Source organism: Chryseobacterium sp. CP-77 (genome assembly GCF_036362765.1).
Lineage (GTDB): Bacteria > Bacteroidota > Bacteroidia > Flavobacteriales > Weeksellaceae > Chryseobacterium > Chryseobacterium cupriresistens.
This window is the reverse complement of the sequence record NZ_CP143637.1, coordinates 1,411,957-1,437,819: the sequence shown is the minus strand read 5'-3', so window position 1 is coordinate 1,437,819 and position 25,863 is coordinate 1,411,957. Positions and strand designations below refer to the sequence as shown.

The window sequence follows — 25,863 nt, the reverse complement described above, 5'->3', positions numbered from 1 at the left end:
AAGAAACATGAAAAATTTAATTTTAGCAGTCGTATTATTTACAACATTAATTTCAAACACAGTTTTATCACAAACAAAAAGAACACCAGCAGCCTTTGGAAGAGAAGAATATATTGAAGTAGAGAAAAATGTGAAACTTCATGTAACGGACCTTGGTGAGGGAGAGCCTATTGTTTTAATTCACGGATGGCCATTGAGTGATGCCATGTATGAATACCAGTATGCCGATTTTATCCAAAAAGGATATCGTGTGATTGGTATCACTTTAAGAGGATTCGGACTGTCTGACAAACCGGGAGGCAAATATAATTATGATGTATTTGCAGATGATATCAAGGTTGTTTTGGACAAATTGGATGTTAAAAATGCTACAATCGGCGGATTTTCAATGGGTGGTGCTACAGTGATTCACTATGTAGCCAAATACAATGCGGCCCACGTTTCAAAAATGGCTTTATTTGGGGCAGCAGCACCGATCTGGACAAAAAGGGCAGACTTTAATTATGGCCTGTGGACTAAAGAAGATGTCAATGGTTTGATACACCTAAACAACACTAACCGTCCGGAATTATTCGCCACATTCGGTAAGATATTTCCAGCTAATGAGACCAGCGTTTCCCAAGGTCATGGTGCTTGGTTGGGAGGCATTCAGGCTCAGGCATCACCTTATGCAATGGCTGAGGGATTAAAAACTCTGAGGGATAGCGATTTGCGTAATGATTTGAAGAAAATAACAATTCCTACTTTGATCTTACACGGTAAGCTGGATAAAATCTGTTCTTATGATCTTGCGGAACAAATGAATATTTTGCTTAAAAACTCAACGTTAGTTCCTTTTGAAAAAAGCGGTCATGCCTTGTTCATCGAAGAGTTGGATAAATTTAATACCGAATTATTGAACTTCATCAAAAAATAGGATAAGTACAGTATGAGGTTAGTCTAAAAAGCTAACCTCTTTTTTTAATATCAAATGAACCAAAATGCACAGATTTATATTGCTTTTCTTAGCCCTGACATTGTTGTCATGCAGTACAAAAAAACAGATTGTAGCAGTAAAACATACGGATTTACCAAAAGCCATAGGTCCCTACAGCCATTCAACCGGCTATGAAGATTTAGTGTTTGTATCGGGCCAGATAGGAATAGATCCAAAAACAAACCGCTTAAAAGAAGGTTTTGAAGAACAAATAGTACAGATTTTTGAAAACTTAAAAACTATTCTCAGGGACAATCATTCCGATTTTGATCATATCACAAAGACAACCGTTTTTATTACAGATATGAAACAGTTTGATGTTTTTAATAAAATATATGGTACTTATTTTCGTGATCGTTTTCCTGCAAGAAGTACAATCGAAGTTTCCTCTTTGCCCCGAAATGCGAGTATTGAGATTGAATGTATAGCCGTTAAGAAAGGTTATTAGCACAAATTTCCATTACATAAAATAGTTTAGAGGAACACTGAATACAAAACATTACCCTCTTAATGCTGTTGTCTGAAAGGATTAAGAGGTAGTTTAGATTTAAATTTTAGGGTATACTTTGGTGAATTTCCGGGAGTATTTTTATTGTATCTGTTAATTACATTTTAGATTTTGCTTGCTCCAATAAACTTAATAAGTTCTGGAGTCAGTCTCACTCAAAGTTCCCATGCTTTTACTGCTATCTTTTTCAATTTTCAAGAAGCTTGTCCATCTTGATTTTTTAACTTCGAAGTAACTTCCCAGGCTGAATCCGCCTCTCAATGAATAGGTAACTTCCGTATACGTTGTTGGTGTTGTTTTTAATACATTGTCAAGTAAGTTTTTAATGGAAATAATAAGCCCATCAACTTCGTCTTTATCAATTGAATTGATATAAGTGTCTGAATAGGATCCGTAACCTTGCTTTTCAAATCGAACGGAGCGTGGGTATGTTTATACTAGAAATAACAGCAATTTATTTACGCCCTCAGTACTGTGAAAGTACTGAGGGCTTTGCTATTTATGTCAAAATGATAAACCGTGTAGTGATTTTACTACATGAACTTCCTTTTTCCACTACAAGGAAACTTTTAGCACCACTATAAATTTGCAGTATACAAAAGATAATAATTGAGTAAAAAATAACAATAAAATATACCCATCATGAAAAAACTAATCGTAATCTCAGCCTTAACTTTTGGAGCAATCCTATTGGGAACAAACAATGTTCAAGCTCAAAATACAACCGCAACTACAACGGTAAACATTACCCTGAACGATGTGATCTCTATCGATGCAGGAAGTACAGCCATTGGTAATACGGTAGATTTTAACTATGCTACTGCAGCAGATTACAACTCTGATCAGACGATTACTAAAGCCAACTCTTTAAAAGTTACTTCTACAAAGAACTTTAATGTTAAAGTAAAGGCAGGGGGTGCTAATTTTATGAATGGAACCAACCTGATTCCTGTGAATGTTTTAACAATCAAACCTTCTACCGCTGCCGGAAGTATGGGAGGAACAAAGACCGCTGTAGTATTATCTGCAACAGATCAAACTTTAGTATCCAATGCTCCACTTGGAAGTGCATTCACATTGAATTTAGACTATACTATTCCAGCTGCAAAATCTTCATCTTCTGATATTTTAGGTAAGCCAGCCGGAACTTATACGCAGACAGTAACATATACTGCAACAGCTTTATAAATAAAATTTTCATATTAATATTTTGTGATTTGGTGTTTCGAAGGCTTCCTCAGGGGGCCTTTGATTTTGTATGTATTGTAACGATATAGACAAAATTCAAAATCCGGGAATAGGTATCTGTCAGCTGTGAGGTAGAATCTATGTTTTTGGGCTGGTGGATAGGAACAGGAAGAAGTATCAGGGATATTTGAGGTTTGATAAGGGAATTGGGAAGTTTGAGTTTTCGTTTAAGAATGTGTGGAAGGAGGAGAAGAAAGAAGAGGAGGGGAAGAATAGGAAAAGAAGGAGGGGGATTTGAAAGCCTTCTGTGGGAAGGCTTTTGCTTTTGGGGAGAAAACAAGTGTGTAGGGGATTACAGTTTCAACCTTTATATTTCACTGCCTTTTCGGAAGCTGTTAATTTTAAATAAGGGTACTTTTTTCTGATCTTTTTCCTACTCTTAAGTTAAAGAGTATAAGAATTATGTCCTAACAAAGTTAGCAGCTCCAATATTACTTCTTTATCAATTTCTGAACATAAATTTTATTTCCTGAATTGATTTGTGACCAATATACTCCTTGCTTTGAGATCGGCAGTTGCAGCTGTTCCGGAGTCTGAGAGCATCTGAAATTTTCTTTTCTATAAATAAGTCTACCCGAATAATCAAAAATACGAACGCTTACTTTGCTCTCTTTTTCACATTTTATATTAATATTGTCTGAAAAAACTGTCGGGAAAATCTTGAAGCTATCTGCTTTTTTAGACTCAACAATTCCTAAGTTACTGTATGTGTATTGTGCAAGTGCAAATTTGCTGTTGCTGGGAAAATCTGAAGAAGAAGCAAATCCTGCAAGAATTATTTTTGATTCAAAAACCAAAGATGAATACGGAATATCCTGAAATCCTGAAAAATCTGTAATTACAACACCGGAATTTCCGAATTGTGTATCTAAAATCCCAGATAGATTAAATTTCATCATCGCAAAATTTTCATTACCGTTGGTCGCCGAGTACGTAGAACCAACTGCGATAATATTATTTGAAGAATCTAATTTCATATTTCTCAGCTGACCTCCGATACTTGGTAGAAGTGTCTGTACAACACCGTTCGTTCCGAAAGAATTTTCAAAAGAACCATCCACATTAAATTTTATTATCGTAAAGTTAGATGAAACATTGTTATTGCTTGATGAGAATGATTCTCCGCCTAGTAAAATACTTCCGTCACTTAAAACAATATTGGTATTTGACAGTGAGCTGCCTATATTCGTAACATTAAAATATCTGTATCCTACGGTGGCAAATGAAGTATCCAAAGTTCCATTTGGTAACAATCTTAATATAAACATTCTACCTTGGTTGGAGCCTGTCGTCAGCAAAAGATAGCCTGAACAAACGATTGTTCCATTTGGAGCAATATTTACGGCATTCAAATAATGGCGGTGATTAACAGGTGCAATAGTGAATAGTCCGGTATTATTAAATGTAGTATCAAATTGACCGTTCTGTAATAAACGCAAAACGTAACCTTCTGTCAATGCATTCGTGCCTCTTTTGTTACCGACCACAATTATTTTTCCGTCAGATTGCAGTTGACCGTTAAAGACATTGTCATCTGACTGAACGCCAAAATTGATTTCCAGAATACCGTTTGTACCGAAATTTGTAACATAATTTCCATTTTCATCAACTTTACAGACGATGATGTTAAAATAGCCGTCGGTGGCAAGCTTAGTTCCGAGAATGATCATCTCGTTGTTGCTTGTCTTTAATATTTTTTCAATTGATTTAAACGGAAGCTGTTTGATTCCGTTGCTCTGAAAAGAAGTGTCAAAAGAACCGTCAGAATTGTGTCTCACAAGATAAGCGCTGGTATTGTCAGTACCTCCAACCAATATTTTACTGTTGCTCACAGCAATCATCGACCCAATTTTCTCAATATTTGCGTTTGCATTGATGTCATAAACCATTTTTCCATTGGTTCCAAAATTATTATCAAGTACCTGAGCAAAAAACAGGTGTACAGATGATAACAAAAGAATAAAGATCGCTTGATATTTCATGATTATTTATTTAGCTAATTTCTGATATTTGACGATGGAGTCAGCGGTTTTATCCTGAAATTCAGCAGAATTTAACCACGCAAATATAGGCAAAAACTTCAATGAAAGAACATGAATCCCACTTTTGAGAATGCTGCAACTTTCATAAAGAAGGTTCGATAAAATATCTGAATAAATTGATTCGTATATATTTCGTGCATATTCTAAAATACTTTGAGTATTTTTAATAATTTTGAAGTTGTTAAATAAAAAACATTAAAAATCAACGCTTTTGTAAGCCAAGATGAACAATTATCGAATTAATAAGTTGATGATTTGGAAATATTGGTAAAGCTAAATTCTTAATACTATTAATTCTTACCACAATTATTAATCTTATATTTTAGACCATTTGTCCTGCATGGATTATTCGGTGGTTTTGTGAGATTTTGGTAAATGATAACATTTTACCTTTTTCACTTTAAATTTATTTTCTCAAAAACCTGTATCATTAAACAAAGTTTCATAAATTTATAGAGTATGAGTTTAATGTAACAAAATATGAAAATTGGGTATGCATGGGTTTCAACCAAAGACCAAAATTTGGATTTACAAATTGAAGCCTTAGAAAAAGTTGGTTGTGAGAAATTTATCAAGAGAAAAATTTCGGGTGCAACAAAGAATCGTCCGGAACTAGATAAGATGATCGAACAGTTTAGAAAAGGTGATGAGCTTTATGTTTGGAGACTGGACAGATTGGGTAGAAGCTTAAAAAATATTATTGATCTTGTCTTAAGTTTAAGTGAAAAAGGAATTATAATAAAAGGGCTTGCAGATGGTGTAGATACCTCTACAATTAACGGACGACTATTTTTGAATCTCATGGCTTCATTAGCTGAATATGAAAGGATTACAGTCTGCAAGAGCAAGGGGTAGAACTGGCGGAAGACCAAAGGGGTATTCAAAAGAAACAATTTCTAAGTTAATAATTATGCGGTCTGTGTATAAAGATCCAACTAAGACTCCGGAGGAGATTTACAAGCCACTTGGTTTGACTAGAGCAATGTTTTATCGTTATGCTAAAATTCTTGATAATCATACAAATGAGGAAATAAAGAAAATGGCAATAAAAAACTAATTCCAAAATGGCAATAACTTCTATTATTAAAATCAGGCAGCTTCGTGATGAAATCAGAGAAGAAATAAAAAATATAGACTTAAAATCATTTAAAGACCAAACTTTTGGGTCAGAAAGTGAATATACTTACAAAGGATTAATTGCTGGGATTGAAGCATTATTAATTGACTTGTCCGTACTAACTAAAAGCGAAAATCGATTTATAAAGTTTTCTACCTACGGGGAGCGTAGCTCCTTGTTAGGTACACTACAAAATATCAAAACATATATTCACACACCTGGAAATCTTTATGCTCAAGTAGATCAACTAAAACTAAACTTACGCCCTTTTAATATCAGATATTTTGAAGATAGATTCGTTGAATTTGATAAAGGAATCGAAGAAATAAGTAGAATTAAGATAAATATTCAAGAGGATAAATTTGAGATACAGAAAGAAATAGAAGAAATAAAAACAAAATCAGAAGAAATTGCAAAGAGACAGGAGGAAAGTAAGGAGAAGTTAACAATTCTAGATGGAGAAATTGAAAAACTACAAGAGAAAAAAGAAGAATTAGAGGAGGAAATTAACTTATTAGAAGCTAAAAATGAAAAAATAGAAAAATTAAAAAACTCTTCTATTGATTTTCATGAAACAATAAAAACCTCTCTAAATGAAGTGACTTCGAACGAAAAAATTATTAAAAATTTTGCTACAAACGTTCAAAGATCAGAGGACAAATTAACTAATCTTCATGTAAAAATGGATGATAATGAAGAACATATAAGAAAATATACTCAAGAAAGGGAAAACTTACTTATTGATGCTGAAAAGATGTTAGACTCCGCACGTCAAGCTCTTAATTATTCTACAGCACGAGGAATAAGTGCAGCTTTTGAAACTCAACATGAAAATTCTAAGGGATTTTATAAGGTTGGAATATGGCTTGTTACAGCGCTTATTTTTATGCTTCTTATAATTTGGATTAGTTATTGGATTCTATCTGGCCAAAGTATTGAAACTAATGTATTGATTGGAAGAATTTTAATGATACCTATTCTATCAATTGGATTATATTTTTGTATTAGTCAATACAACAAACAAAAAACGATTATAGAAGATTATGCTTATAAAACTGTAATTGCTAAGGCAATTGTCGGGTTTTCTGAACAAATAAAGAAAAATGAGAATGAAAATACTGATGAATATGTCACTTACATGAAAACCGCGCTAGCAGAAATTCACCAAGATCCGTTAAGGAAAAGATCGAAAATTGATTCGATAAACTCCTCAAATGATGAAGTAGATCCTAACAAAATGCTTGAATTGTTTCAGAAATTTGCAGATATTTTTAAGGCAAAATCATAATAATCTCAAAAAACGATACTTCTTATACTTAAATAAATATATTTATGCAATTTAATTTGAATAAGATGATTAAAATAAAACTACTTTCCATCATAACATTACTTTTTTACCACACCTTTCAAGCGCAAAGCGTGATTAAAAGTGATTCTGAAAAAAAACTATATTCAATAGACTCTGTTTTTTCTAATGATATTGGAGGAATTAAACAAGTGATAAGGATTACAACTTCTGATGTTAAGAGACCGATACTCTTTTTTCTATCAGGCGGTCCCGGAAGTTCCATGATGAATAATTCGGATAAGTTCACAAATGTATTAAAAGATCATTTCACTCTTATTCAGTGGGATCAAAGAGACGCTGGTAAAACCCTTGCATTAAATCCCTCACAGATCCAAGTTTCATTGGACCTAATGACAAAAGATACTTATGAGGTTATAAGATTTGTTTTAAAAGAGTTAAAGCAAGAAAAATTATATTTATTAGGCAGTTCATGGGGCAATGTTTTAGGCTTTGATATCGTCCAAAAACATCCTGAATTACTTTACTCATATTTTGCAGTCAATCCTGTTGTAAATCAATTATCCAGCGAAAAAGAATTACTCAAAACTTTGAAAATATACTTCAAAGACAATCCGGATGCAAGAACGGAGTTGGAGAAGGTCAATATTCCTTTTCTGAAAGAAGAAGATTTATTTTATTTAAGAAAATGGCTTTTTTTTAAAGAAGGTAAAACATTTGTAACTGAAAATAATTTCAAAAATGGATTTTTACAATGGTCAAAGCGATGGTCTCCTGTCTGGAATGAAGTCATGACTATTAATTTATCAAAAACATTAAAAGAAATCAATTGCCCTATATATTTTTTTGTAGGTAAAAATGATATTCAGACATTAACAAAAATAACTACAGAATATTACAAAAGTCTAAAAGCACCTCATAAAAATATTTTTTTGTTTGAAGATTCTGGTCATCAAATTCATCAGGATGAGCCAGAAAAATTCCAAAATACAATCATTCAGTCATTAAATCTAGATATTTCAAAACCCTGATCAATTACATATTCGCTATACTATAAATTTTTTTAGTGGCTGTAAAGATTTAGATGAAGAAGACAATGATCACATTATTGTCAATTATAAAATAAATTTTGAATCTTGTGAAATCGAAATAACCGGAGAGCCAGTTGCTGAAGATCGTAGTACTTTAGATGAATTTTAAATTATTATAAAATTTCAAAAAACGATTTAATGAGAGAAGCGTTAATAATGTGCAAACTTTTTCTTCATATTCTGAATTGGGAACTCGCTGCGTGCTGAATTAAGCTGAATTCATTAAAGAATTAGTAACAGGATCAAGAAACCGGTATATATCCACAAAGAAACATAGACAGTTGTTATTTGGGCCGATTTACTAATATTTGCGAAAACTGAATCAATTGAACTTTAATAATAAGATAGGCTTTTTGCTTCGATTTCTTCCCTAACGCAAAGCCCAAAACGTAAACAGAAATATTAAACGCAAACTCTTCATGAAATCAAAATTAGAAAAAGTTAAAGAAAATCTTAAAAAATTAATTGAAATAAACCCTAAGGGTAATTTCAAAATTGGAAGATGTTTAACTTTAAAAGAAATAGAACTTTTCGAATTCAACCATAAAATTAAGTTACCAGAAGAATATATTGATTTTGTAACAAATGTAGGTTGTTTTGGTTTTGGGCCTAATGAAGGACTTCTTCCTTTAAATCAATATAATGATTTACGTCACCGTATTTTAGAAAATGATTTACAAAAAGAATTTCCATTTACAGAAAAAAAAGAAGATGATGAACTCTACCATTTTGAATATGATTCTTTGTTAAATGGAGTTATATTGATTTCTGATTGCGGATGCGGAGATTTTGAAATATTGATTGTTAATGGAGAAGAATATGGGAATGTTTGGGGTGATTATCGAGTATCATGTAATGGAATGATGCCGCTAACAAATATAAAAAATGAAAAATTATCTTTTTTAGATTGGTATAACCAATTTTTAGAGAAACAAATAGATTATTATAAAAAATATGACCCAAAAAAAATTGAAAATATACTTACTGAAATAGAGACAAATAGAAGATTAATTAAACCAAAGCACTCTTTCAGTGTAATGAATTTCTTTTCTAAAATACTCAAATAACACTTCTGCTATCATTGTAATGGCAAAATACAGAATTGAAGTTTTAAATCATTGGTTTTATTTCTTGATGTATATAACCAAAAAAATAAAAAATAGAAATTCCTTATTTGGAAATTAAGAATTTATTTATAAGTGACCCGAATATTAAAAATGAAAATCTCAAAAAACGATTGATTTCTTGCATATGGACAGAATAAAAGTATGAGGAATTAAAAATCTTCCAAAATAGATTTATCATAAACTTAATAAATGAATTCTATAAGTCTCAAAAAACGATTGATTTCTTGCATATGGACAGAATAAAAGTATGAGGAATTAAAAATCTTCCAAAATAGATTTATCATAAACTTAATAAATGAATTCTATAAGTCTCAAAAAACGATTGATTTCTTGCATATGGACAGAATAAAAGTATGAGGAATTAAAAATCTTCCAAAATAGATTTATCATAAACTTAATAAATGAATTCTATAAGTCTCAAAAAACGATGAAAAAACAATCTTTACTAAATAATAAAATTTCAATTATACTATCTTTAAATATGAATTATGCGCAAGATTTGTAGGTAATTACAATTACTTATCATCGAATATAAATTTAAAAATCAATCCTTTGAAAAAAAATAAATTTTGATTGTATTTTGATAACTAAGTATATTTGAGAGTTATCTCCAATTCTAACATCTCACTATATGAAAAAACTAATTTTTTTTTACTTTTTATTTATTTCCAATCTTTATTTTTCTCAGAATTATATGACTCTGACAACTAAAGATATTCAAGAAAAATTTGAATATAAATACAAAAAAGATATTCTTTCGAAATTTATTGCTTCTATGAAAGATATTGATCATAACCCTTTAGTATCTGAAAGCATTCCAGGAAAAGTTATTCGTTGGGACAGTAATATTGGACAATATTCAATTATTAAAAATTTTTTAGTTAGCAAAAATGATTTAGAGGAAATTAAAACAAATCCAAATGATAAAGAATTTTTAACTAACCTAAATAATTATTTTCCAAAAGAATCTCAATTTACATACAGTGATTGGGGAAATGGTACTATTATAAAAATTTTATCTGATGGAAATTTTTTAATAGCTAATAAAGCTCGTTCCTATCATAGACAATCAATGATACCAAATAATGATATTATAACTATAGAACTTGAATACAAAACAAAAAATTTTAAAGAATTTAAACTTGTAAGATTCAAAAAAATCAATGATAAAATTTGGACTGTAGTAAAATAAGTAAGGACTACAGATAACAAGGTATTGCCAAAACGTTAATAATTACTTTTAAAATCTTAAAAAACGATCTTTCGTTCATCTAATTGCAGCAGCCCTTGTTCTGCCATTTTCTTGATTGATCTGATTACCGTTTCAACTCTTAATCCGGTTAAATTAGCAATTTGTTGTCTTGTGTATGGTATAATGCACTTGCTACCTTTTAAGTTAGATTGTGTTGACTTTAAGTAGTCCAAAATAATTTTAATTTTATTCTGAGGATCAGAACCAGACATTGTTGGCAGCATCATATACTTGTAAAATAATCTGCTTGAAAGTAAATGAAAAATTTCCAACATTACATCATTATTTTCATTTAACAGTTTTTTAAAATCCTGTTTTGATAGTTTTATTATTTCGCAAGAATCCCTGGCAATTGCGTTCATAGGGTAGGGCTGATCGATGAAAAGAAGAGATTCACCAAAACTTTGACCATCAGTAACAATATTGTGCGTAAACTCTTTACCATCATCGAGGTAATTATTTAGTTCAACCGCTCCGTGCACTATTTGATAATAGAATAAAGGCACGGCGCCCTCTGAGAAAATTACCTCTTTAGAATTGTAATTTTGACATGCCGCACCATAAGAGAATAAGAGATCTTTACTAATTATCATATTACAAATTTTAAATTTTATAATTCTTCTTTTAGTAAAAATTGGTATTAATTCCCATATCAAAAAGAAGGCCAATTTGTTGGTAAATACCTATCAATACATTGGTCGGTAAAAAAAAATGGTTTTATTCATTGGTTAGTGAATAAAAATTGTATATTTGTACTTCTTAGTGAAAATATTGCAACGATATTTTAGCCTCCTTTAGCCCTGGGAGGCTTTTTTTATGATGATGTTCATAACAGATAACTTTAATTACTCTTGAATCATCATTATAGATAGTTTTAAAGCTAGGAATATTTTGAAAGTAAATCTAATGACAGAATAATCATTAATTTCACTTTGTAATGTCACCGAGTGCCAAATATAGATAATCAGCCGCCATTGATGTAAAAAACTTTTTTCTCTTTGTATCTTAAATCCTTACTCAATATTTAAGTCATGGATAACAATATAAACAAAGAACTGAAAACCGTTGAAAAAACAGGCGATACCTTACTGGTACTCCATCATGAAACAGGTACTGTTGGAATTGTTAAGGGATTGGGTGATAATGGGGAAGTAAATAGAGCAGGTCCTCAGGATCTGAACGGTGATGAAATGCTGAGTATTGAGCGCAATGAGAACTCTTTTACTGAGTTTTATTCGGCGTTTTATCACCAGCTGAAGGAACTTTCGGAGTTTTCTTTCTTTAAAGTGACAGAATATGAAGCGAAGCAGACAGCTGTAAACCTTCAGAAGTATATGGATAAGGCTACGGATGAAGAGAAAAAAGAGCTGAAGAAGTATGAGATATCTATTGATGTGGTGGAGGCATATAGAAAGGCAGAAGCGAGAAAAGTTCTCAAAGGAGAAGATGTTGGGAATAGTTATTTATTTAAAGCTGAACAGGTGGATTGGAAGGTGGTAGAGAAGATCGGTTTAAGCAGAGAGAAGCTGGAAGAATTGGAGGTATTGGAACCGATGCTGAAAGGATATAAAACCCCGATGCTGGTTCCGGTACATATTGAACTGGGAACAGTATCGGGTACGATTGAAGCGAGGCTTTCCCTTCAGGCTAATGATTTTGGAGAAGTGGAACTCAGGTTTCATCCGGTAAGAAGAATGCCTGATTTTTCCCAGCCTTTCTTTGGGCATGTATTTTCAGAAGAGGATAAAAGGAATCTGATAGTAAGCGGGAATATGGGAAGGGTAGTGGATCTGGTGCATGGGATTACAGGAGAGATCGTGCCTTCTCTTATCAGCAGGGACAGGCTGACCAATGAGCTGGTGCAGGTAAGGGCAGACAGGGTGAGAGTTCCACTCGTGATCAAAGGTGTGACCTTGGATGAAGGGCAGAGAAAAATATTAAGGGAAGGAAAAGCGCTGTTTATTGAAAATATGCTTTCAGCTCGGGGGACCCTGTTCAATGCAGCAGTTCAGTATAATGCGGATAAAAGATATGTGGAGTTTTTGCTGGATAAGAATGTTAGGAGGATGGGAGTTACGGATTTAAGGGAAGTTCCCAGAGTGTTTAGGGGAAAAGAATTAAAGAAATGGCAGGTAGAGAAATTAATGGCTGGGGAGGTAGCGTATATGGATGGGCTGGTGGATAGGAATGGGAAGGGATATCAGGGATATTTGAGGTTCGACAGAAGGATAGGGAAGTTTGAGTTTTCGTTTAGGAATGTGTGGAAGAAAGACAAGAAACAAGAGGACGGGAAGAATAGGAAGAGAGGGAGGGGGATTTGAAAGCCTTCTGTGGGAAGGCTTTTGCTTTTGGGGTGAAAGCAAGTGTTTGGGGGATTACAGTTTCATCCTTTATATTTCACTGTCTTTTAGGGAGCTGTTAATTTTAAATAAGGGTACTTTTTTCTGATCTTTTTCCTACTCTTAAAGTTAAAGAGTATAAGAATTATGTCCTGACAAAGTTAGCAACTCCAATATTACTTCTTTATCAATTTCTGAACAGAAATTTTATTTCCTGAATTGATTTGTGACCAATATACTCCTTGCTTTGATATCGGCAGTTGCAGCTGTTCCGGAGCCTGAGAGCATCTGAAATTTTCTTTTCCATAAATAAGTCTACCCGAATAATCAAAAATACGAACGCTTACTTTGGTCTCTTTTTCACATTTTATATTAATATGGTCTGAAAAAACTGTCGGGAAGATTTTGAAGTTATCTGCTTTTTTAGACTCAACAATTCCTAAGTTATTGTATGTATATTGTGCAAGTGCAAATTTGCTTTTGCTTGGAAAATCTGAAGAAGAAGCAAATCCTGCAAGAATTATTTTTGAATCAAAAACCAATGATGAATACGGAATATCCTGAAATCCTGAAAAATCTGTAATTACAACACCGGAATTTCCGAATTGTGTATCTAAAATCCCAGATAGATTAAATTTCATCATCGCAAAATTTTCATTACCGTTGGTCGCCGAGTACGTAGATCCAACTGCGATAATATTATTTGAAGAATCTAATTTCATATTTCTCAGCTGACCTCCGATACTTGGAAGAAGTGTCTGTACAACACCGTTCGTTCCGAAAGCATTTTCAAAAGAACCATCCACATTGAATTTTATTATCGTAAAGTTAGATGAAACATTGTTATTGCTTGATGAGAATGATTCTCCGCCCAATAAAATACTTCCGTCGCTTAAAACAATATTGGTATTTGACAGTGAGCTACCTATATTCGTAACATTAAAATATCTGTATCCTACGGTGGCAAATGAAGTATCCAAAGTTCCGTTTGGTAACAATCTTAATATAAACATTCTACCTTGGTTGGAGCCTGTCGTCAGCAAAAGATAGCCTGAGCAAACGATTGTTCCATTGGGAGCAATATTTACGGCATTCAAATAATGGCGGTGATTAACAGGTGCAATAGTGAATAGTCCGGTATTATTAAACGTAGTATCAAATTGGCCGTTCTGTAATAAACGCAAAACGTAACCTTCTGTCAATGCATTCGTGCCTCTTTTGTTACCGACCACAATTATTTTTCCGTCAGATTGCAGTTCACCGTTAAAGACATTGTCATCTGACTGAACACCAAAATTGATTTCCAGAATACCGTTTGTACCGAAATTTGTAACATAATTTCCATTTTCATCAACTTTACAGACGATGATGTTAAAATATCCGTCGGCGGCAAGCTTAGTTCCGAGAATGATCACCTCGTTGTTGCTTGTCTTTAATATTTTTTCAATTGATTTAAACGGAAGCTGTTTGATTCCGTTGCTCTGAAAAGAAGTGTCAAAAGAACCGTCAGAATTGTGTCTCACAAGATAAGCGCTGGTATTGTCAGTACCTCCAACCAGTATTTTACTGTTGCTCACAGCAATCATCGACCCTATTTTCTCAATATTTGAGTTTGCATTGATGTCATAAACCATTTTTCCATTGGTTCCAAAATTATTATCAAGTACCTGAGCAAAAAAGAGGCGTACAGATGATAACAAAACAATAAAGATCGCTTGATATTTCATGATTATTTATTTAGCTAATTTCTGATATTTGACGATGGAGTCAACGGTTTTATCCTGAAATTCAGCAGAATTAAACCACGCAAATATAGGCAAAAACTTCAATGAAAGAACATGAATCCCACTTTTGAGAATGCTGCCTCTTTCATCATAAAGAAGGTTCGATAAAAATGTCTGAAAAATATCTTAATAAATTGATTCGCACATATTTCGCGCATATTTTAGAATACTTTGAGTAGAAATAAAAATTGTTGATGAAGCTTTAACACTAAAATAAAATTGAGATGAGTAAAAGGTTTTTAAAAGGTTTTTAAAAGGTTTTTAAGAGGTTTTTAAGAGGTTTAATATTTAGTATAGAATATTTAGCTTTAATAATCATAAAAATTAAGTCATCATAAATTCATGTAAATATAGATAATCGGTATATTTGTAGATTGTCGGAATTTCTTCAAACAAAGAAATTTTGAAATTTTAACTTGATTTTATGCTACAAAATAATCCAATATTAAAAGCTTTAATTGACCGTCTTTGGAATAACTTCTGGAGTGGCGGTATCAGTAACCCCCTTACCGCCATTGAACAAATTACATATTTGATTTTTATGAAACAAATGGATGATTTGGAAGAGAAACGTGAACGGAATGCAAGGTCTAAAGGAGAGGCTTATACCTCAAAATTTGATGGTACTTATAAAGTACCAGGAAGTGACGAAGAAATTAACAAACAAGACTTGCGTTGGTCTACGTTTTCAAGCAGTATGTCAGGCGAAGCACTTTTATACCATGTACAAACTAAAGTATTTCCTTTTCTTAAAGAATTTGAAGGAGGGTCTAAGTTTACCAAAGCTATGGCAACTGCTGTTTTTATTATGCCGAAGCCATCTTTATTAGAAGAAGCCATCAAAATAATTGAAAAGATCTTTGTTGAAATTGAAAAAGATGCTATTGAAGGTGGTCACGCCTTTCAAGATATACAAGGTGATGTGTATGAGATGTTATTGGGTGAAATTGCCAGTGCAGGTAAAAATGGACAATTTAGGACTCCACGTCATATTATTAAATTGATGATCGACTTAGTGCAGCCACAATTGGAGCAGCGAATTGTTGACCCTGCTTGTGGAACTGCTGGTTTCTTATTGGGAGCATATCAGTATATCTTGACTGATTTAGTTAAAAAAGATAATCCAGAAGCCTTGCAACCAGATGAAGATGGTTTTATGCGTGCCACGGTTTCAGCTACTTTAAATGAAAATTTAAAGCATATTGTTGAAGAATCCTTATATGGCTATGATATTGATACTACTATGGTGCGATTAGGATTGATGAACCTTATGATGCACGGTATTAACCAACCTAATATTGATTACAAAGATACATTAAGTAAATCCTATAATGAGGATTCGCTATACGATTTAGTACTTGCTAATCCACCTTTTACAGGTAATATTGACAAAGGTGATATCAATGAAAGTTTAAAACTTGGAACTACCAAAACCGAATTACTTTTTATCGAACGTATCTATACCATGCTAAAAATGGGAGGTAGTGCAGCAATTGTCATTCCTCAAGGTGTATTATTTGGTAGCGGAAAAGCTTTTGTGGAATGTCGAAAAATAATGGTGGAAAAAAGCGAATTGAAAGCTGTAATAAGTATGCCAAGTGGGGTGTTTAAACCTTATGCAGGAGTAAGTACTGCTATTTTAATTTTTACCAAGGGAGGCGAAACTAGTAATGTGTGGTTTTACAACATGAAAAATGATGGGTATACTCTTGATGATAAACGTAATAAAATTGAAAAGAGTGATTTACTTGACATTGTTCAGAAATATCATAAACGTAATTCTTTACCAAGCACAGATAATCAAAGAACGGTAAATTGTTTCAACATTTCAAAACAAGAACTTATTGATAATAACTATGATCTAAGTTTTAATAAATATCAAGTACAAGTTTATGAAGATGTTGAATTTGAAGAACCAAAATTAATATTTAAAAAATTAGAAACTATTGAAGAAGATATTATTAAAGGAATTAATGAATTAAAAGAGCTATTTTAATGGAATTTGTAAAATTAGGTTCTGTTTGTAAATTGAGAAATGGTTATGCTTTTAAAAGTAAAAATTTTACTGAAAGCGGTGTCCCGATTATTCGTATTTCAAATATTAGTGATAATGTAGTGACACCGCAAAATTCAGTGAGAACCATTTATGAAAAACAATTTGATAATTTTAAAATCAATAATGGGGATATTCTGATTGCAATGTCAGGAGCAACAACTGGTAAATATGGAATATATAAATCTGAAGAAATTGCATATCAAAATCAGCGAGTAGGATGTTTTAAGATATTGGATAGAAATAGGTTAGATCAAGATTATCTATTTCATGTTTTAAATACCATTAAGCCAATTATTAAAACAATAGCAAATGGTGGTGCACAAACCAATATTTCTTCTACTTCAATTGAAGGAATAGAGATTTTTTTACCTTCGTTGAGTGACCAAACCCAAATTGCGAAAATTTTAACACAGGCAGACAAGCTAATCCAAATGCGGAAAGAAAGTATAAAGCTTTTAGATGAGTTTTTGAAGAGTACTTTTTTGGAGATGTTTGGAGATCCCCTAAAGAATGAAAAGAAGTGGAAATATTTAACTGGAGAAAAATATTTAAGTAAACTTACTGTTGGGGTGGTTACAAAACCTGCATCTCATTATGTAGAGGAAGGAGTGATAGCATTGCGATCATTAAATGTTAAACCAAATAGAATTGATTTATCTAACCTTGTTTATTTTTCTAAAATAGCAAATGAAACTTTATTATCAAAATCAATTTTAAATGAAGGTGATGTAGTTTTTGTGAGAACTGGTATGACAGGAACAGCAGCGATTATTCCTAAAGAATTAGATGGTTGCAATTGCATTGATTTAATTATAGCAAGACCAAAAGAAGATTTAATTAATTCTAAATATTTAGTTTTCTTTTTCAATTCTGATATTGGTAAACGAATAGTTTTATCCAATGAAGTGGGGGGAATTCAAAAACACTTTAATGTTAATGCATTAAAAAAAATAAACATACCTATTCCTCCTATTCAACTCCAAAATCTATTTGCTACAATAGTTGAAAAAGTTGAGAGTTTAAAAAATAGTTATGAGTCTAGTTTACTAGAATTAGAAAATATGTATGGAGCTTTGAGTCAAAAAGCCTTTAAAGGTGAAATTAATTTAAATAAAATAAATTTAGAATTATCTAAGACCGAATTAAAAACACCTGTCGGAGGTTCTTTAGAACCACATATTGAAACTGAAAACATTCCGGTTTTTCCAGAAAAAGTGAAACATATAAAGGATATGTCACTTGATGAGTATTATGGAATTCCTAAAGAAATCATAGCAAAATATGGAAGCATAGACGACCACAATCAAGACCAGGAACTTTTACTTAAAAAGATTTTTTATAACAGACCAGTAGACTTATCGAGACTTGAAGAAATTTATAATAAAATCTATTCTCATCATGGTAAATATTTTGAATTTGAAGATTGGAAAAAATTTATTTTCGAAGAGATTTCAAAACCTAAACCATTTTTAAAACAAAAATATAATTCAGAAACAAATCAACTAGAAATAGTAATTAATGAAATTAAAAAGGCTTAAATTAAATTCCCAATTTAGAAGCCTACAGGCAGGCTTTGAAATAGACTTTCTAAATGATTATAATTTAGATAAGTTATGGGATTTTTTACCCTACTGTTTGGTAGGTAGAAATGGTTCCGGAAAATCAAATATACTTGAAGTCTTAGCAGAAATTTTTTATCACATTGAATGTATCTATTTGGATTTTAAACCCGAGGGTTTTAGTGGAGAAGGAAAATTTAAAAATATACATACTGAAGGTTTTTTTGCTGAAAGTTGTAATCCAGACGCTTTTGAGTTGGAATATTATTATTACATCAAAGGAGATTTTTCTAGAAAGCATTTTAGCTCTTCTTTTAATATTGGCTATGATGCACATATAAAAATTGACAAGAAAAGAAATGAATCTCCAAAAGTATATTGGTTAAATAGAGCAGAATGTGTTAAAAGCGGAAATACATTATTGGAAAGAAAAGAAGTCAAAGATTTTTTACCAGACTTTATTGTTGCTTATTCATCAGGTGAAAATCAATTAATAAATCTTCCTTTTTTTAAAATGCGATTTGTACAATATGATGAATATTTGTACAGGCTAATCAAAGATTTAGACTATATTAAACCTGAGAGTAGATTTGTATATTTGGATGACTACTACAATCAAGCTGTCCTATTATCTATTTATTTATTACGTGAAAAAGAATCACTGCTTCCCTTTAAGAATGAATTAGGGCTTGATGATATTAAATCTTTTAGATTGATAATAAAAAATGATGAATTTGAAAAAGTTCATAAAGATGTTTTCCAAACAATTCCGCTAGAAGAAAGGAAAAATAAAAACAAAATTACCCGTGAACTGACATCTTTGATAAGTAAATCGATCGAACGATTAAAAGCTTGCAGTACAACCTCGTATTACAACCATGATACAAAAGAGTTGATTTTGGATTATTTTGTGGATAAAGAATGTAGACAAGCATTCAAATTTCACTTTGCAGATGATGCTTTCGAGTTGTTTAGAACTTTCCAAGTTTTACTTAACTTGAATAACTATAAAACTACAAAAAAAATAAAACAAAAAGTTTATCATTCTAAAAATATTTATATCAATCAAGATGTAATTCCTTTGCCGTATGATGAGGAAAGAATCTTTAGATTTAAGGATGTTGTTCTAAAGAAAGATAATGTTGATGAAGTAATTTACACAAAATCTTTATCAGATGGTGAATATCAATTTATCCATTGCATAGGTTTATGTTTGTTGTTTAGGGATACTAACTCTTTGTTTTTATTAGATGAACCAGAAACCCATTTTAATCCTGATTGGCGCTCCAATTTTGTTTCAACGTTAAGAGATTGTCTCAAACAAGATCAAACAAGCTCATTAGATAATAGGAGAGATCTACTTATAACATCTCACTCACCGTTTATCATATCAGATTGCCAACCAGAAAATGTTATTATTTTTAGAAAAAAAAATAGTAAAGTAGAACATCAAACTGCTAAAGACAAAGGGATAAGAACTTTTGGAACTTCAGCTAATATTTTAACGGAAGAGATTTTTGGTAAAAAAGAGTCTATATCTAAACTTTCATTAGAAATTATTGAAAAGATTAAAAACATGCCTTTAAATAGTCCTGAAGATATATTAGCTGCTAAAGAAGAAGCAAGAATATTGGGTGAATCTGTAGAAAAAGTATTGTTATTTAGAGAGCTGATTATCAGAGAAAATGAACTTAATAAGCAAGATGATAAATAGCTATAAATACTTAATTAGTTGTCATATTATGTTACATGACTTTGTTATTCAGTTTTTTGAAAGAATTGAACATGAAACAGGTCCATTTGATAATGTTTTTTTTGATCCTGACTTTTATGATATTGTAAGAAGACACCCAAAAATAGTGAAGCAACCACTAATTGATATTTATAATATTTTAAGAAGACTCAATCAAGTTACAAGAACTACTATTTGTAATCAAATAAAAAACAGTAATAACATAGAGTTAATATGCTCTGGTGGCTATTCACCAGTTTTATTAGACAGCAATGTTAAAGGTTTAAAGAAATTATTAAGAGATTTTTTCTTGAATTTATATGATCAAGTGTTAGATGGAAATGCTTTTCGTGAAAAATTTAATACAACACTTTTAGAACATTTCAATAAATTTAGAAGGATTAATAAAAATACAACTCTTTGCCCAACCTGTGGAATTGGAGAATTAAAAATGGAAGAAAGCAAAACGCGTGACCAATATGACCATTTTTTACCAAAATCGTTATATCCATTTTCCTCAGTAAATTTTGAAAATTTAATTCTCTGTTGTAAAGAATGTAACTCATTTGATGTTAAGGGTGATAAAGATACTATAGCAATATCAACGGGCCATTTATTTTATCCTTTTGATTTAAAGCATCAAAAAATATCTGTATCATTTGACATAATTACTGATAACGCAAAACCTGAACAGATAGTTTGGGACATAAATTATTTCAGTCCTGATGGTAAGGTGGACGAAATACAATCCTGGCGGAATATTTATGATATTGATATTAGATATTCTGATTTTGCAAAGGGGAGAGTAGAAAAATGGTATCGCTTTTATTGGGAATATATTAATGATTCTGATATGGCTCATATGCCCGAAGAAGATAGAAAAATTGCATGTCTAAAAGCTTTAGAATTAGATGAAAAATTAAATCTATCATTTATTAGAAAACCTGTTTTAGACGGTTTTTTAAGAGGTTCTGTTTTAGCAAGAGCACAAATTGAGGCTAATGCTTATGTATGATAAAAAAGGTATAAATAAAAATAACAGAATTTCTACCCTATTCAGCGTTTGAGAAAGATTGGGGTTATAGGCAAAAATATGCTTAATAATAAAATTATTAGAAAACTGAAAAAAAAATTGCCGCAATCTTCAGCCTTTTATTACCAAGAGATTGGCAAGTAAAACAAAATCCTAACTTGTATGTTGGGATTTGTTCTTTATTTAATTATAGAATATTACTTCTTCATCACTTCTTCTCTGAATTTAATAACATCTTCTTCTGAAAGATTATCATAAATTTCAGAAAAGTCTACCATCGTATAACCCATTGATTCTGTAATAAGAACAATAGTTGCCATTGTTGACCTTTTCTTTCCACTAAAAGCACTATTTACTGTGGCTTTGGTCAGTTCTGAATTAGAGTTTGCAGCTATCTTATCATAACTATTAACTAAATCAGAATTATCGCTAGTTTTCGATAAAGAGCTCTTATTTTTACTGAGCATTTTACGCAAAGCAATCGCTGTTTTTATAATGATGATTTTTTCACTCTCCTTAATCATAGACGCAATTAAGCACATAATGAAAAATATTTTGGTATAGTTTTGTATACCGAAATGTTTTTTTTATCTTTGTAAAACAAGTTACTTAATTGTAATTTTGCGAACCTTCAAAAATATTAGAAGCTATTCGCTTAGAATCTCGCCTAAGAAAACTGCCAATTTTCAAATAACAACGAGAGGATAAGCAGAAAGCTCACGACCTAGGCGTGAGCTCTCTCTATCTGTTGTTATGGGTATGGCAGTACCTCTGGGCCGATATTGTAGAGTTCCACGCCGTTTTATTTCCAATGCTGTCCGATATTTTCTCTACATCCTAAGCTGCTTTTTGTAAATAATAGATTGCACGATACAATAGGCTTACAACCTATTGCGGCTTTAAAGCTTTCACGGGAACACAAATTCATTCATATTCACATTTGACCTTGTAGGGAGGAGCAGTATGCTTTGCCTTAGGTTTCTCCTACATGGTCTTTGAAAACTATTATTTACAGTAAAACAACCATTGAAAAACAAAAAGACAGCTGTTAGATCACTCAGAAAGAAACGTAAAAAACTACAGTGTATTGAAACTTTCTTTCAGACCCATGACCTTGTTACAGCCAAACAGATGCTCAGTTCCATCATGCAGTATGCAGTCAACGGAAAAGACTGGCTAAAGAAAGATCCTTCTGTCATTTTACAATTTCATCAATCATTGCGCATTTTCATTCATGAAGGTTATATGATCGGTAAAAAAATAAATAAATGGCAGGTAATTGCAGCGCCAGAAATCAGCTCACCCATGATGAAAGGTGCTCTGTCTGATAAAGAATACGAAAACCCACTGTTGGTTTTCAACAGAGCCTTTAAGGAATACAGCATTAAAAAGTATGATTATTTTATATCCGGCATTGTCTGTTTCTCACAGGAAATGTACAGGCATGGACCGGAAAGCAATCTGGTAAGACCTTATATCCATCTTTCAAAATGCTGGATGCAGCTTATCTTATGATGCAAAGAGGAGTACAAAAAAGTAATAAAAAAATAAAAACAAGTAACAGAAATTCATAAAAAAGCCCTTTTCCATACAGTTTGCAGACCTATAGAAAAGAGCACAATTAAGTCATTAATTAAATTAAAAACCTTTACAAATCTATGAAAAATTCCTATTACAATATAGGAGGCATTTTCTTTGGGCTTATGTTTACCGCTGTAAGCATTCATACAAAAGCCCAGACACGCACCATTTCCGGTACCGTAACCTCATCCGGCAAACCTCTTTCAGGAGTCATAATCTCCCGGGAGGGCAGTGACCAGGTTACCAGAACCGGAAGCAACGGAACCTATCAAATAGAGGTTTCAGCAGAAAATACCGTCCTATTGTTCAGACACCCTGATTATGCAGAAGAAAAATTCACACTTACTAATCAGAAAGTCGTTAATATCAGCTTAGAACAAAAAGTAAAGGGAATCGAAGAAGTTATTCTCAATGCTGGCTACTACAAGGTTAAAGACAAAGAAAGAACCGGTAGTATTGCCAAAGTCTCAGCAAAAGATATCGGAAATCAGCCTGTTTTGAATGTGCTCTCTGCGGCTCAGGGAAGGGTAGCGGGAGTGAATATTGTGCAGAATTCGGGAATGCCGGGAGGAGGCTATGATATTCAGATAAGAGGAAAGAACAGTCTTCGGGCTTTGGGGAATAATCCGTTGTATGTAGTAGACGGGGTTCCGGTAGGAGGAGAAATGGCTTCCCAGTTTTCAGGAGCGGTACTGCCAGCCAGCAGTATTAATCCCCTTAATAGTATTAATCCTGCGGATATTGAGAGTATTGAGATCCTGAAAGATGCGGATGCAACCTCGATTTATGGATCAAGGGGAGCTAATGGTGTAGTGCTGGTCACTACGAAGAAAGGAAAGAGCGGGAAATCCGGTGCAGGTGCTGGATCAGAATCCGCAATGGGAAATCTGGGATTAAATGCAGGGACTTCGTACGCGGTGAGTTCTGTGATTAATAACCTTACCATGATGAAGACTGGGGATTATCTCAGGATGCGAAGGCAGGCTTATCAGAATGATGGGATTTCTGCCTATCCGGCTAATGCCTATGATATTAACGGGGTGTGGGATCAGGGTAGGTATACCGATTGGAGGAAAGAATTGATCGGAAATACCGCTGATGCTTTTACTGCGAATGTTTCCTTAAACGGAGGGAATGAAAGAACAGGTTTTCTGGTAGGCTATGGGCACAATGAGCAGTCTACTGTGTTTTCAAAAGGGTTTAAGTACAAAGCGGATAATCTCTCTGCGAATATCAGCCACACCTCTGAAGACAAACGTTTTCAGCTCAGTGTTTCCAGCAGGTTTTCCCTTCAGAAAAATAACGTACTGAGTGAGGATATTACCAGACAGGCTTACCTGATGGTCCCCAATGCTCCGGCTTTGTATCTGCCGGATGGGAGCCTCAACTGGGAGAACAATACCTTTAACAATCCAGCAGGACTGTATAACAGCTCCTATTCTTATGAGAACAAGCAGTTTTTAACCAATATGAATGTGCAGTATGAACTGCTGGAACATTGGTTTCTGAAGTTCAGTGGGGGTCTTAATTACCAGTCTTTTGATGAAAGGTCATTAAAGCCTAATATCATGTATAATCCTTCATCCTATCAGGGACAGTCCAGTGCGAGTTCGCAGTCATATAGAAGTAATCAGGACCGTTTTTCTTTTATATTGGAACCTCAGCTCAGTTGGCAGATGAAGAAAGGAAAGCATGTTCTTGATGTATTGGCAGGGGCGACCTTTCAGGGGGATACAGGCAATCAGGGTTCTATGATCGGGATTGGATTTGAAAGTAATGCCTTCATAGAGAACATAGGAGCGGCAAGGACCAGGATTATTACCGATCAGATTAAAACGGAGTACCGCTATGCTGCTTTCTTTGGAAGGGTGAATTACCAATATGCCGGAAGGTATATCCTGAATGTGACGGGAAGAAGGGATGGAAGCAGCCGCTTTGGTCCCAGCAATAAGTTTGCGAATTTCGGGGCCGTGGGAGCGGCATGGATATTCTCTCAGGAAGGATTTTTGAAAAATAAGAAATGGCTGAGCTTTGGAAAACTTCGTAGCAGCTACGGAACTACCGGAAGTGATAATATTGGAGACTATGGGTATCTGGATACCTATGATCTCTCGGAATACCTCTATAACAATACAGCAGGGCTCAATCCTTCAAGACTGTATAACCCGGATTACAGCTGGGAGAAGACCACCAAATTGGAAGCGGCTTTGGAGCTGGGATTTCTGAAAAACAGGATTAACCTGACTACAGCGTGGTACAGGAACCGTTCTTCGAGTCAGCTGGTGGGATATCAGCTTCCTTCCATAACAGGCTTTCCAAGTGTACTGGCCAATCTGGATGCCGTCGTGGAGAACTCAGGATGGGAGCTGGAACTCTCCGGGAGACCTGTTTCAGGTGGAGCTTTTCAGTGGGAATCAAACGTTAATATAAGTTTTCCAAAGAACAAGCTGGTTTCTTTTCCGGGTCTTGCAGGGTCTACCTATGCCAATACCTATGTTATAGGACAGCCCATCACATCGGTAAAGGTATATCAGTATGAAGGAATTGATCCGGCTACGGGATTATACCGGTTCAAAGACTTTAATGGCGATGGCAAGATCACGGCTCCTGACGACAGGCAGGCTGTGGAGAATATCGGAGTTAGGTATTTTGGAGGCTGGAACAATACCCTTCGCTTTAAGAACTGGAACCTGTCGTTTCTTTTTCAGTTCGTGAAACAGAGAAACTGGAATTATAACAATATCATGCCTATACCGGGAACCATGAATAGCCAGCCTCAGGAGGTACTGGATGTATGGTCTGCTGAGAATCCCGGGGGAAGCTATATGCCTTATTCTTCAGGCAGTAATGGGATCAAGAATCAGCTCCATGTGTTTTTTATGAACAGTACGGCAGCGGTGTCCGATGCGTCATTTATCCGCCTTAAGAACCTGGAGCTGGGCTATCAGGTTCCGGTGAAAGGAACCTTTAAAAGTGTGAAAGTTTATTTTCAGGGACAGAACCTGCTGACCTTTACCAAATACTTCGGGCCTGATCCTGAGTTCAGGAATATCGGGTTCCTGCCGCCTTTAAAAACTTATTCCATGGGGGTGCTGATCACCCTGTAAATCTA

20 protein-coding genes are annotated in these 25,863 nt (G+C 33.4%); 16 read left to right on the top strand and 4 right to left on the bottom strand.

From position 1 onward, the window contains the following. Positions 1 to 7: 7 nt before the first annotated feature. The 3 genes from V0410_RS06405 to V0410_RS06395 all read left to right on the top strand — a co-directional run bounded on the left by V0410_RS06405 (position 8) and on the right by V0410_RS06395 (position 2,672). On the top strand, positions 8 to 916 hold the full coding sequence (locus V0410_RS06405) for an alpha/beta fold hydrolase (protein ID WP_227942476.1): 909 nt from the start codon (positions 8 to 10) through the stop codon (positions 914 to 916). Positions 917 to 980: 64 nt separating this feature from the next. Continuing rightward, positions 981 to 1,424 carry a Rid family detoxifying hydrolase gene (locus V0410_RS06400; protein ID WP_330746788.1) on the top strand — a complete coding sequence of 148 codons (444 nt, stop codon included), beginning with the start codon at positions 981 to 983 and terminating at the stop codon, positions 1,422 to 1,424. Between the two features lie 702 nt (positions 1,425 to 2,126). Then, entirely contained in the window at positions 2,127 to 2,672 is a 546-nt protein-coding gene (locus V0410_RS06395; protein WP_330746787.1) for a peptidoglycan-binding protein LysM, read from the top strand. Between the two features lie 491 nt (positions 2,673 to 3,163). Here the strand turns inward: V0410_RS06395 and V0410_RS06390 are convergent, their stop codons facing one another. Further along, complete coding sequence (locus V0410_RS06390) at positions 3,164 to 4,714, bottom strand: T9SS type A sorting domain-containing protein (RefSeq protein ID WP_330746786.1); 1,551 nt, start codon at positions 4,712 to 4,714, stop codon at positions 3,164 to 3,166. Positions 4,715 to 5,254: 540 nt separating this feature from the next. Between V0410_RS06390 and V0410_RS06385 the strand changes: the two genes are divergently transcribed. From V0410_RS06385 to V0410_RS06360, 6 genes are all read left to right on the top strand, one after another. Continuing rightward, a complete protein-coding gene (locus V0410_RS06385) occupies positions 5,255 to 5,629 on the top strand; it encodes a recombinase family protein (RefSeq protein WP_330746785.1) in 375 nt (124 codons plus the stop codon). Continuing rightward, positions 5,595 to 5,831 (top strand): hypothetical protein, encoded by a 237-nt coding sequence (locus tag V0410_RS06380; RefSeq protein ID WP_330746784.1) that lies wholly within the window; start codon positions 5,595 to 5,597, stop codon positions 5,829 to 5,831. The genes V0410_RS06385 and V0410_RS06380 overlap by 35 nt, the downstream gene beginning before the upstream one ends. Positions 5,832 to 5,838: 7 nt before the next feature. Next, complete coding sequence (locus V0410_RS06375) at positions 5,839 to 7,179, top strand: hypothetical protein (RefSeq protein WP_330746783.1); 1,341 nt, start codon at positions 5,839 to 5,841, stop codon at positions 7,177 to 7,179. Between the two features lie 65 nt (positions 7,180 to 7,244). After that, positions 7,245 to 8,228, top strand: a complete 984-nt coding sequence (locus V0410_RS06370) for an alpha/beta hydrolase (protein WP_330746782.1) — start codon at positions 7,245 to 7,247, stop codon at positions 8,226 to 8,228. A 479-nt stretch (positions 8,229 to 8,707) separates the two neighbouring features. Beyond that, positions 8,708 to 9,355 carry an SMI1/KNR4 family protein gene (locus V0410_RS06365; RefSeq protein ID WP_330746781.1) on the top strand — a complete coding sequence of 216 codons (648 nt, stop codon included), beginning with the start codon at positions 8,708 to 8,710 and terminating at the stop codon, positions 9,353 to 9,355. 691 nt (positions 9,356 to 10,046) lie between these two features. Continuing rightward, on the top strand, positions 10,047 to 10,607 hold the full coding sequence (locus V0410_RS06360; RefSeq protein ID WP_330746780.1) for a hypothetical protein: 561 nt from the start codon (positions 10,047 to 10,049) through the stop codon (positions 10,605 to 10,607). Between the two features lie 56 nt (positions 10,608 to 10,663). Here V0410_RS06360 and V0410_RS06355 read toward each other — a convergent pair whose 3' ends face one another. Continuing rightward, entirely contained in the window at positions 10,664 to 11,260 is a 597-nt protein-coding gene (locus V0410_RS06355) for a Crp/Fnr family transcriptional regulator (protein WP_330746779.1), read from the bottom strand. 438 nt (positions 11,261 to 11,698) lie between these two features. On the opposite strand from V0410_RS06355, the gene V0410_RS06350 reads away from it, so the two are divergent. Then, entirely contained in the window at positions 11,699 to 12,988 is a 1,290-nt protein-coding gene (locus V0410_RS06350) for a DUF3945 domain-containing protein (protein ID WP_330746778.1), read from the top strand. Positions 12,989 to 13,182: 194 nt separating this feature from the next. Here V0410_RS06350 and V0410_RS06345 read toward each other — a convergent pair whose 3' ends face one another. Beyond that, positions 13,183 to 14,733 carry a T9SS type A sorting domain-containing protein gene (locus V0410_RS06345; RefSeq protein ID WP_330746777.1) on the bottom strand — a complete coding sequence of 517 codons (1,551 nt, stop codon included), beginning with the start codon at positions 14,731 to 14,733 and terminating at the stop codon, positions 13,183 to 13,185. Positions 14,734 to 15,214: 481 nt separating this feature from the next. Here V0410_RS06345 and V0410_RS06340 point away from each other — a divergent pair, with 481 nt between their 5' ends. Genes V0410_RS06340 through V0410_RS06325 form a run of 4 tightly spaced genes read left to right on the top strand, consistent with a single transcriptional unit; the run spans position 15,215 to position 21,152 of the window. Further along, the gene (locus V0410_RS06340; protein WP_330746776.1) at positions 15,215 to 16,786 is read left to right on the top strand and encodes a type I restriction-modification system subunit M; all 1,572 of its coding nucleotides are present in this window, start codon (positions 15,215 to 15,217) and stop codon (positions 16,784 to 16,786) included. Continuing rightward, entirely contained in the window at positions 16,786 to 18,384 is a 1,599-nt protein-coding gene (locus V0410_RS06335; RefSeq protein ID WP_330746775.1) for a restriction endonuclease subunit S, read from the top strand. The genes V0410_RS06340 and V0410_RS06335 overlap by 1 nt, the downstream gene beginning before the upstream one ends. Further along, entirely contained in the window at positions 18,365 to 20,119 is a 1,755-nt protein-coding gene (locus V0410_RS06330) for a restriction system-associated AAA family ATPase (RefSeq protein WP_330746774.1), read from the top strand. The genes V0410_RS06335 and V0410_RS06330 overlap by 20 nt, the downstream gene beginning before the upstream one ends. Before the next feature lie 28 nt (positions 20,120 to 20,147). Further along, on the top strand, positions 20,148 to 21,152 hold the full coding sequence (locus tag V0410_RS06325) for a hypothetical protein (RefSeq protein ID WP_330746773.1): 1,005 nt from the start codon (positions 20,148 to 20,150) through the stop codon (positions 21,150 to 21,152). A 215-nt stretch (positions 21,153 to 21,367) separates the two neighbouring features. On the opposite strand, the gene V0410_RS06320 is transcribed toward V0410_RS06325, so the two are convergent. Then, positions 21,368 to 21,694, bottom strand: coding sequence for a hypothetical protein (locus V0410_RS06320; RefSeq protein WP_330746772.1), 327 nt, complete (start codon positions 21,692 to 21,694; stop codon positions 21,368 to 21,370). Between the two features lie 502 nt (positions 21,695 to 22,196). Here V0410_RS06320 and V0410_RS06315 point away from each other — a divergent pair. Together V0410_RS06315 and V0410_RS06310 are read left to right on the top strand one after the other, a co-directional pair. Beyond that, the gene (locus V0410_RS06315) at positions 22,197 to 22,685 is read left to right on the top strand and encodes a hypothetical protein (RefSeq protein ID WP_330746771.1); all 489 of its coding nucleotides are present in this window, start codon (positions 22,197 to 22,199) and stop codon (positions 22,683 to 22,685) included. Positions 22,686 to 22,828: 143 nt separating this feature from the next. Further along, positions 22,829 to 25,858, top strand: coding sequence for a SusC/RagA family TonB-linked outer membrane protein (locus V0410_RS06310; RefSeq protein ID WP_330746770.1), 3,030 nt, complete (start codon positions 22,829 to 22,831; stop codon positions 25,856 to 25,858). Positions 25,859 to 25,863 lie beyond the last annotated feature (5 nt).

Bases quoted from the DNA above. Each gene is read 5' to 3' on its own strand.
- V0410_RS06395 (WP_330746787.1), top strand. From the start codon at position 2,127: ATGAAAAAACTAATCGTAATCTCAGCCTTAACTTTTGGAGCAATCCTA.
- V0410_RS06320 (WP_330746772.1), bottom strand. From the start codon at position 21,694: ATGATTAAGGAGAGTGAAAAAATCATCATTATAAAAACAGCGATTGCT.
- V0410_RS06310 (WP_330746770.1), top strand. From the start codon at position 22,829: ATGAAAAATTCCTATTACAATATAGGAGGCATTTTCTTTGGGCTTATG.
- V0410_RS06355 (WP_330746779.1), bottom strand. From the start codon at position 11,260: ATGATAATTAGTAAAGATCTCTTATTCTCTTATGGTGCGGCATGTCAA.
- V0410_RS06335 (WP_330746775.1), top strand. From the start codon at position 16,786: ATGGAATTTGTAAAATTAGGTTCTGTTTGTAAATTGAGAAATGGTTAT.
- V0410_RS06330 (WP_330746774.1), top strand. From the start codon at position 18,365: ATGAAATTAAAAAGGCTTAAATTAAATTCCCAATTTAGAAGCCTACAG.
- V0410_RS06370 (WP_330746782.1), top strand. From the start codon at position 7,245: ATGATTAAAATAAAACTACTTTCCATCATAACATTACTTTTTTACCAC.
- V0410_RS06390 (WP_330746786.1), bottom strand. From the start codon at position 4,714: ATGAAATATCAAGCGATCTTTATTCTTTTGTTATCATCTGTACACCTG.
- V0410_RS06365 (WP_330746781.1), top strand. From the start codon at position 8,708: ATGAAATCAAAATTAGAAAAAGTTAAAGAAAATCTTAAAAAATTAATT.
- V0410_RS06380 (WP_330746784.1), top strand. From the start codon at position 5,595: ATGAAAGGATTACAGTCTGCAAGAGCAAGGGGTAGAACTGGCGGAAGA.
- V0410_RS06325 (WP_330746773.1), top strand. From the start codon at position 20,148: ATGTTACATGACTTTGTTATTCAGTTTTTTGAAAGAATTGAACATGAA.
- V0410_RS06360 (WP_330746780.1), top strand. From the start codon at position 10,047: ATGAAAAAACTAATTTTTTTTTACTTTTTATTTATTTCCAATCTTTAT.
- V0410_RS06350 (WP_330746778.1), top strand. From the start codon at position 11,699: ATGGATAACAATATAAACAAAGAACTGAAAACCGTTGAAAAAACAGGC.
- V0410_RS06345 (WP_330746777.1), bottom strand. From the start codon at position 14,733: ATGAAATATCAAGCGATCTTTATTGTTTTGTTATCATCTGTACGCCTC.
- V0410_RS06400 (WP_330746788.1), top strand. From the start codon at position 981: ATGCACAGATTTATATTGCTTTTCTTAGCCCTGACATTGTTGTCATGC.
- V0410_RS06375 (WP_330746783.1), top strand. From the start codon at position 5,839: ATGGCAATAACTTCTATTATTAAAATCAGGCAGCTTCGTGATGAAATC.
- V0410_RS06385 (WP_330746785.1), top strand. From the start codon at position 5,255: ATGAAAATTGGGTATGCATGGGTTTCAACCAAAGACCAAAATTTGGAT.
- V0410_RS06340 (WP_330746776.1), top strand. From the start codon at position 15,215: ATGCTACAAAATAATCCAATATTAAAAGCTTTAATTGACCGTCTTTGG.
- V0410_RS06405 (WP_227942476.1), top strand. From the start codon at position 8: ATGAAAAATTTAATTTTAGCAGTCGTATTATTTACAACATTAATTTCA.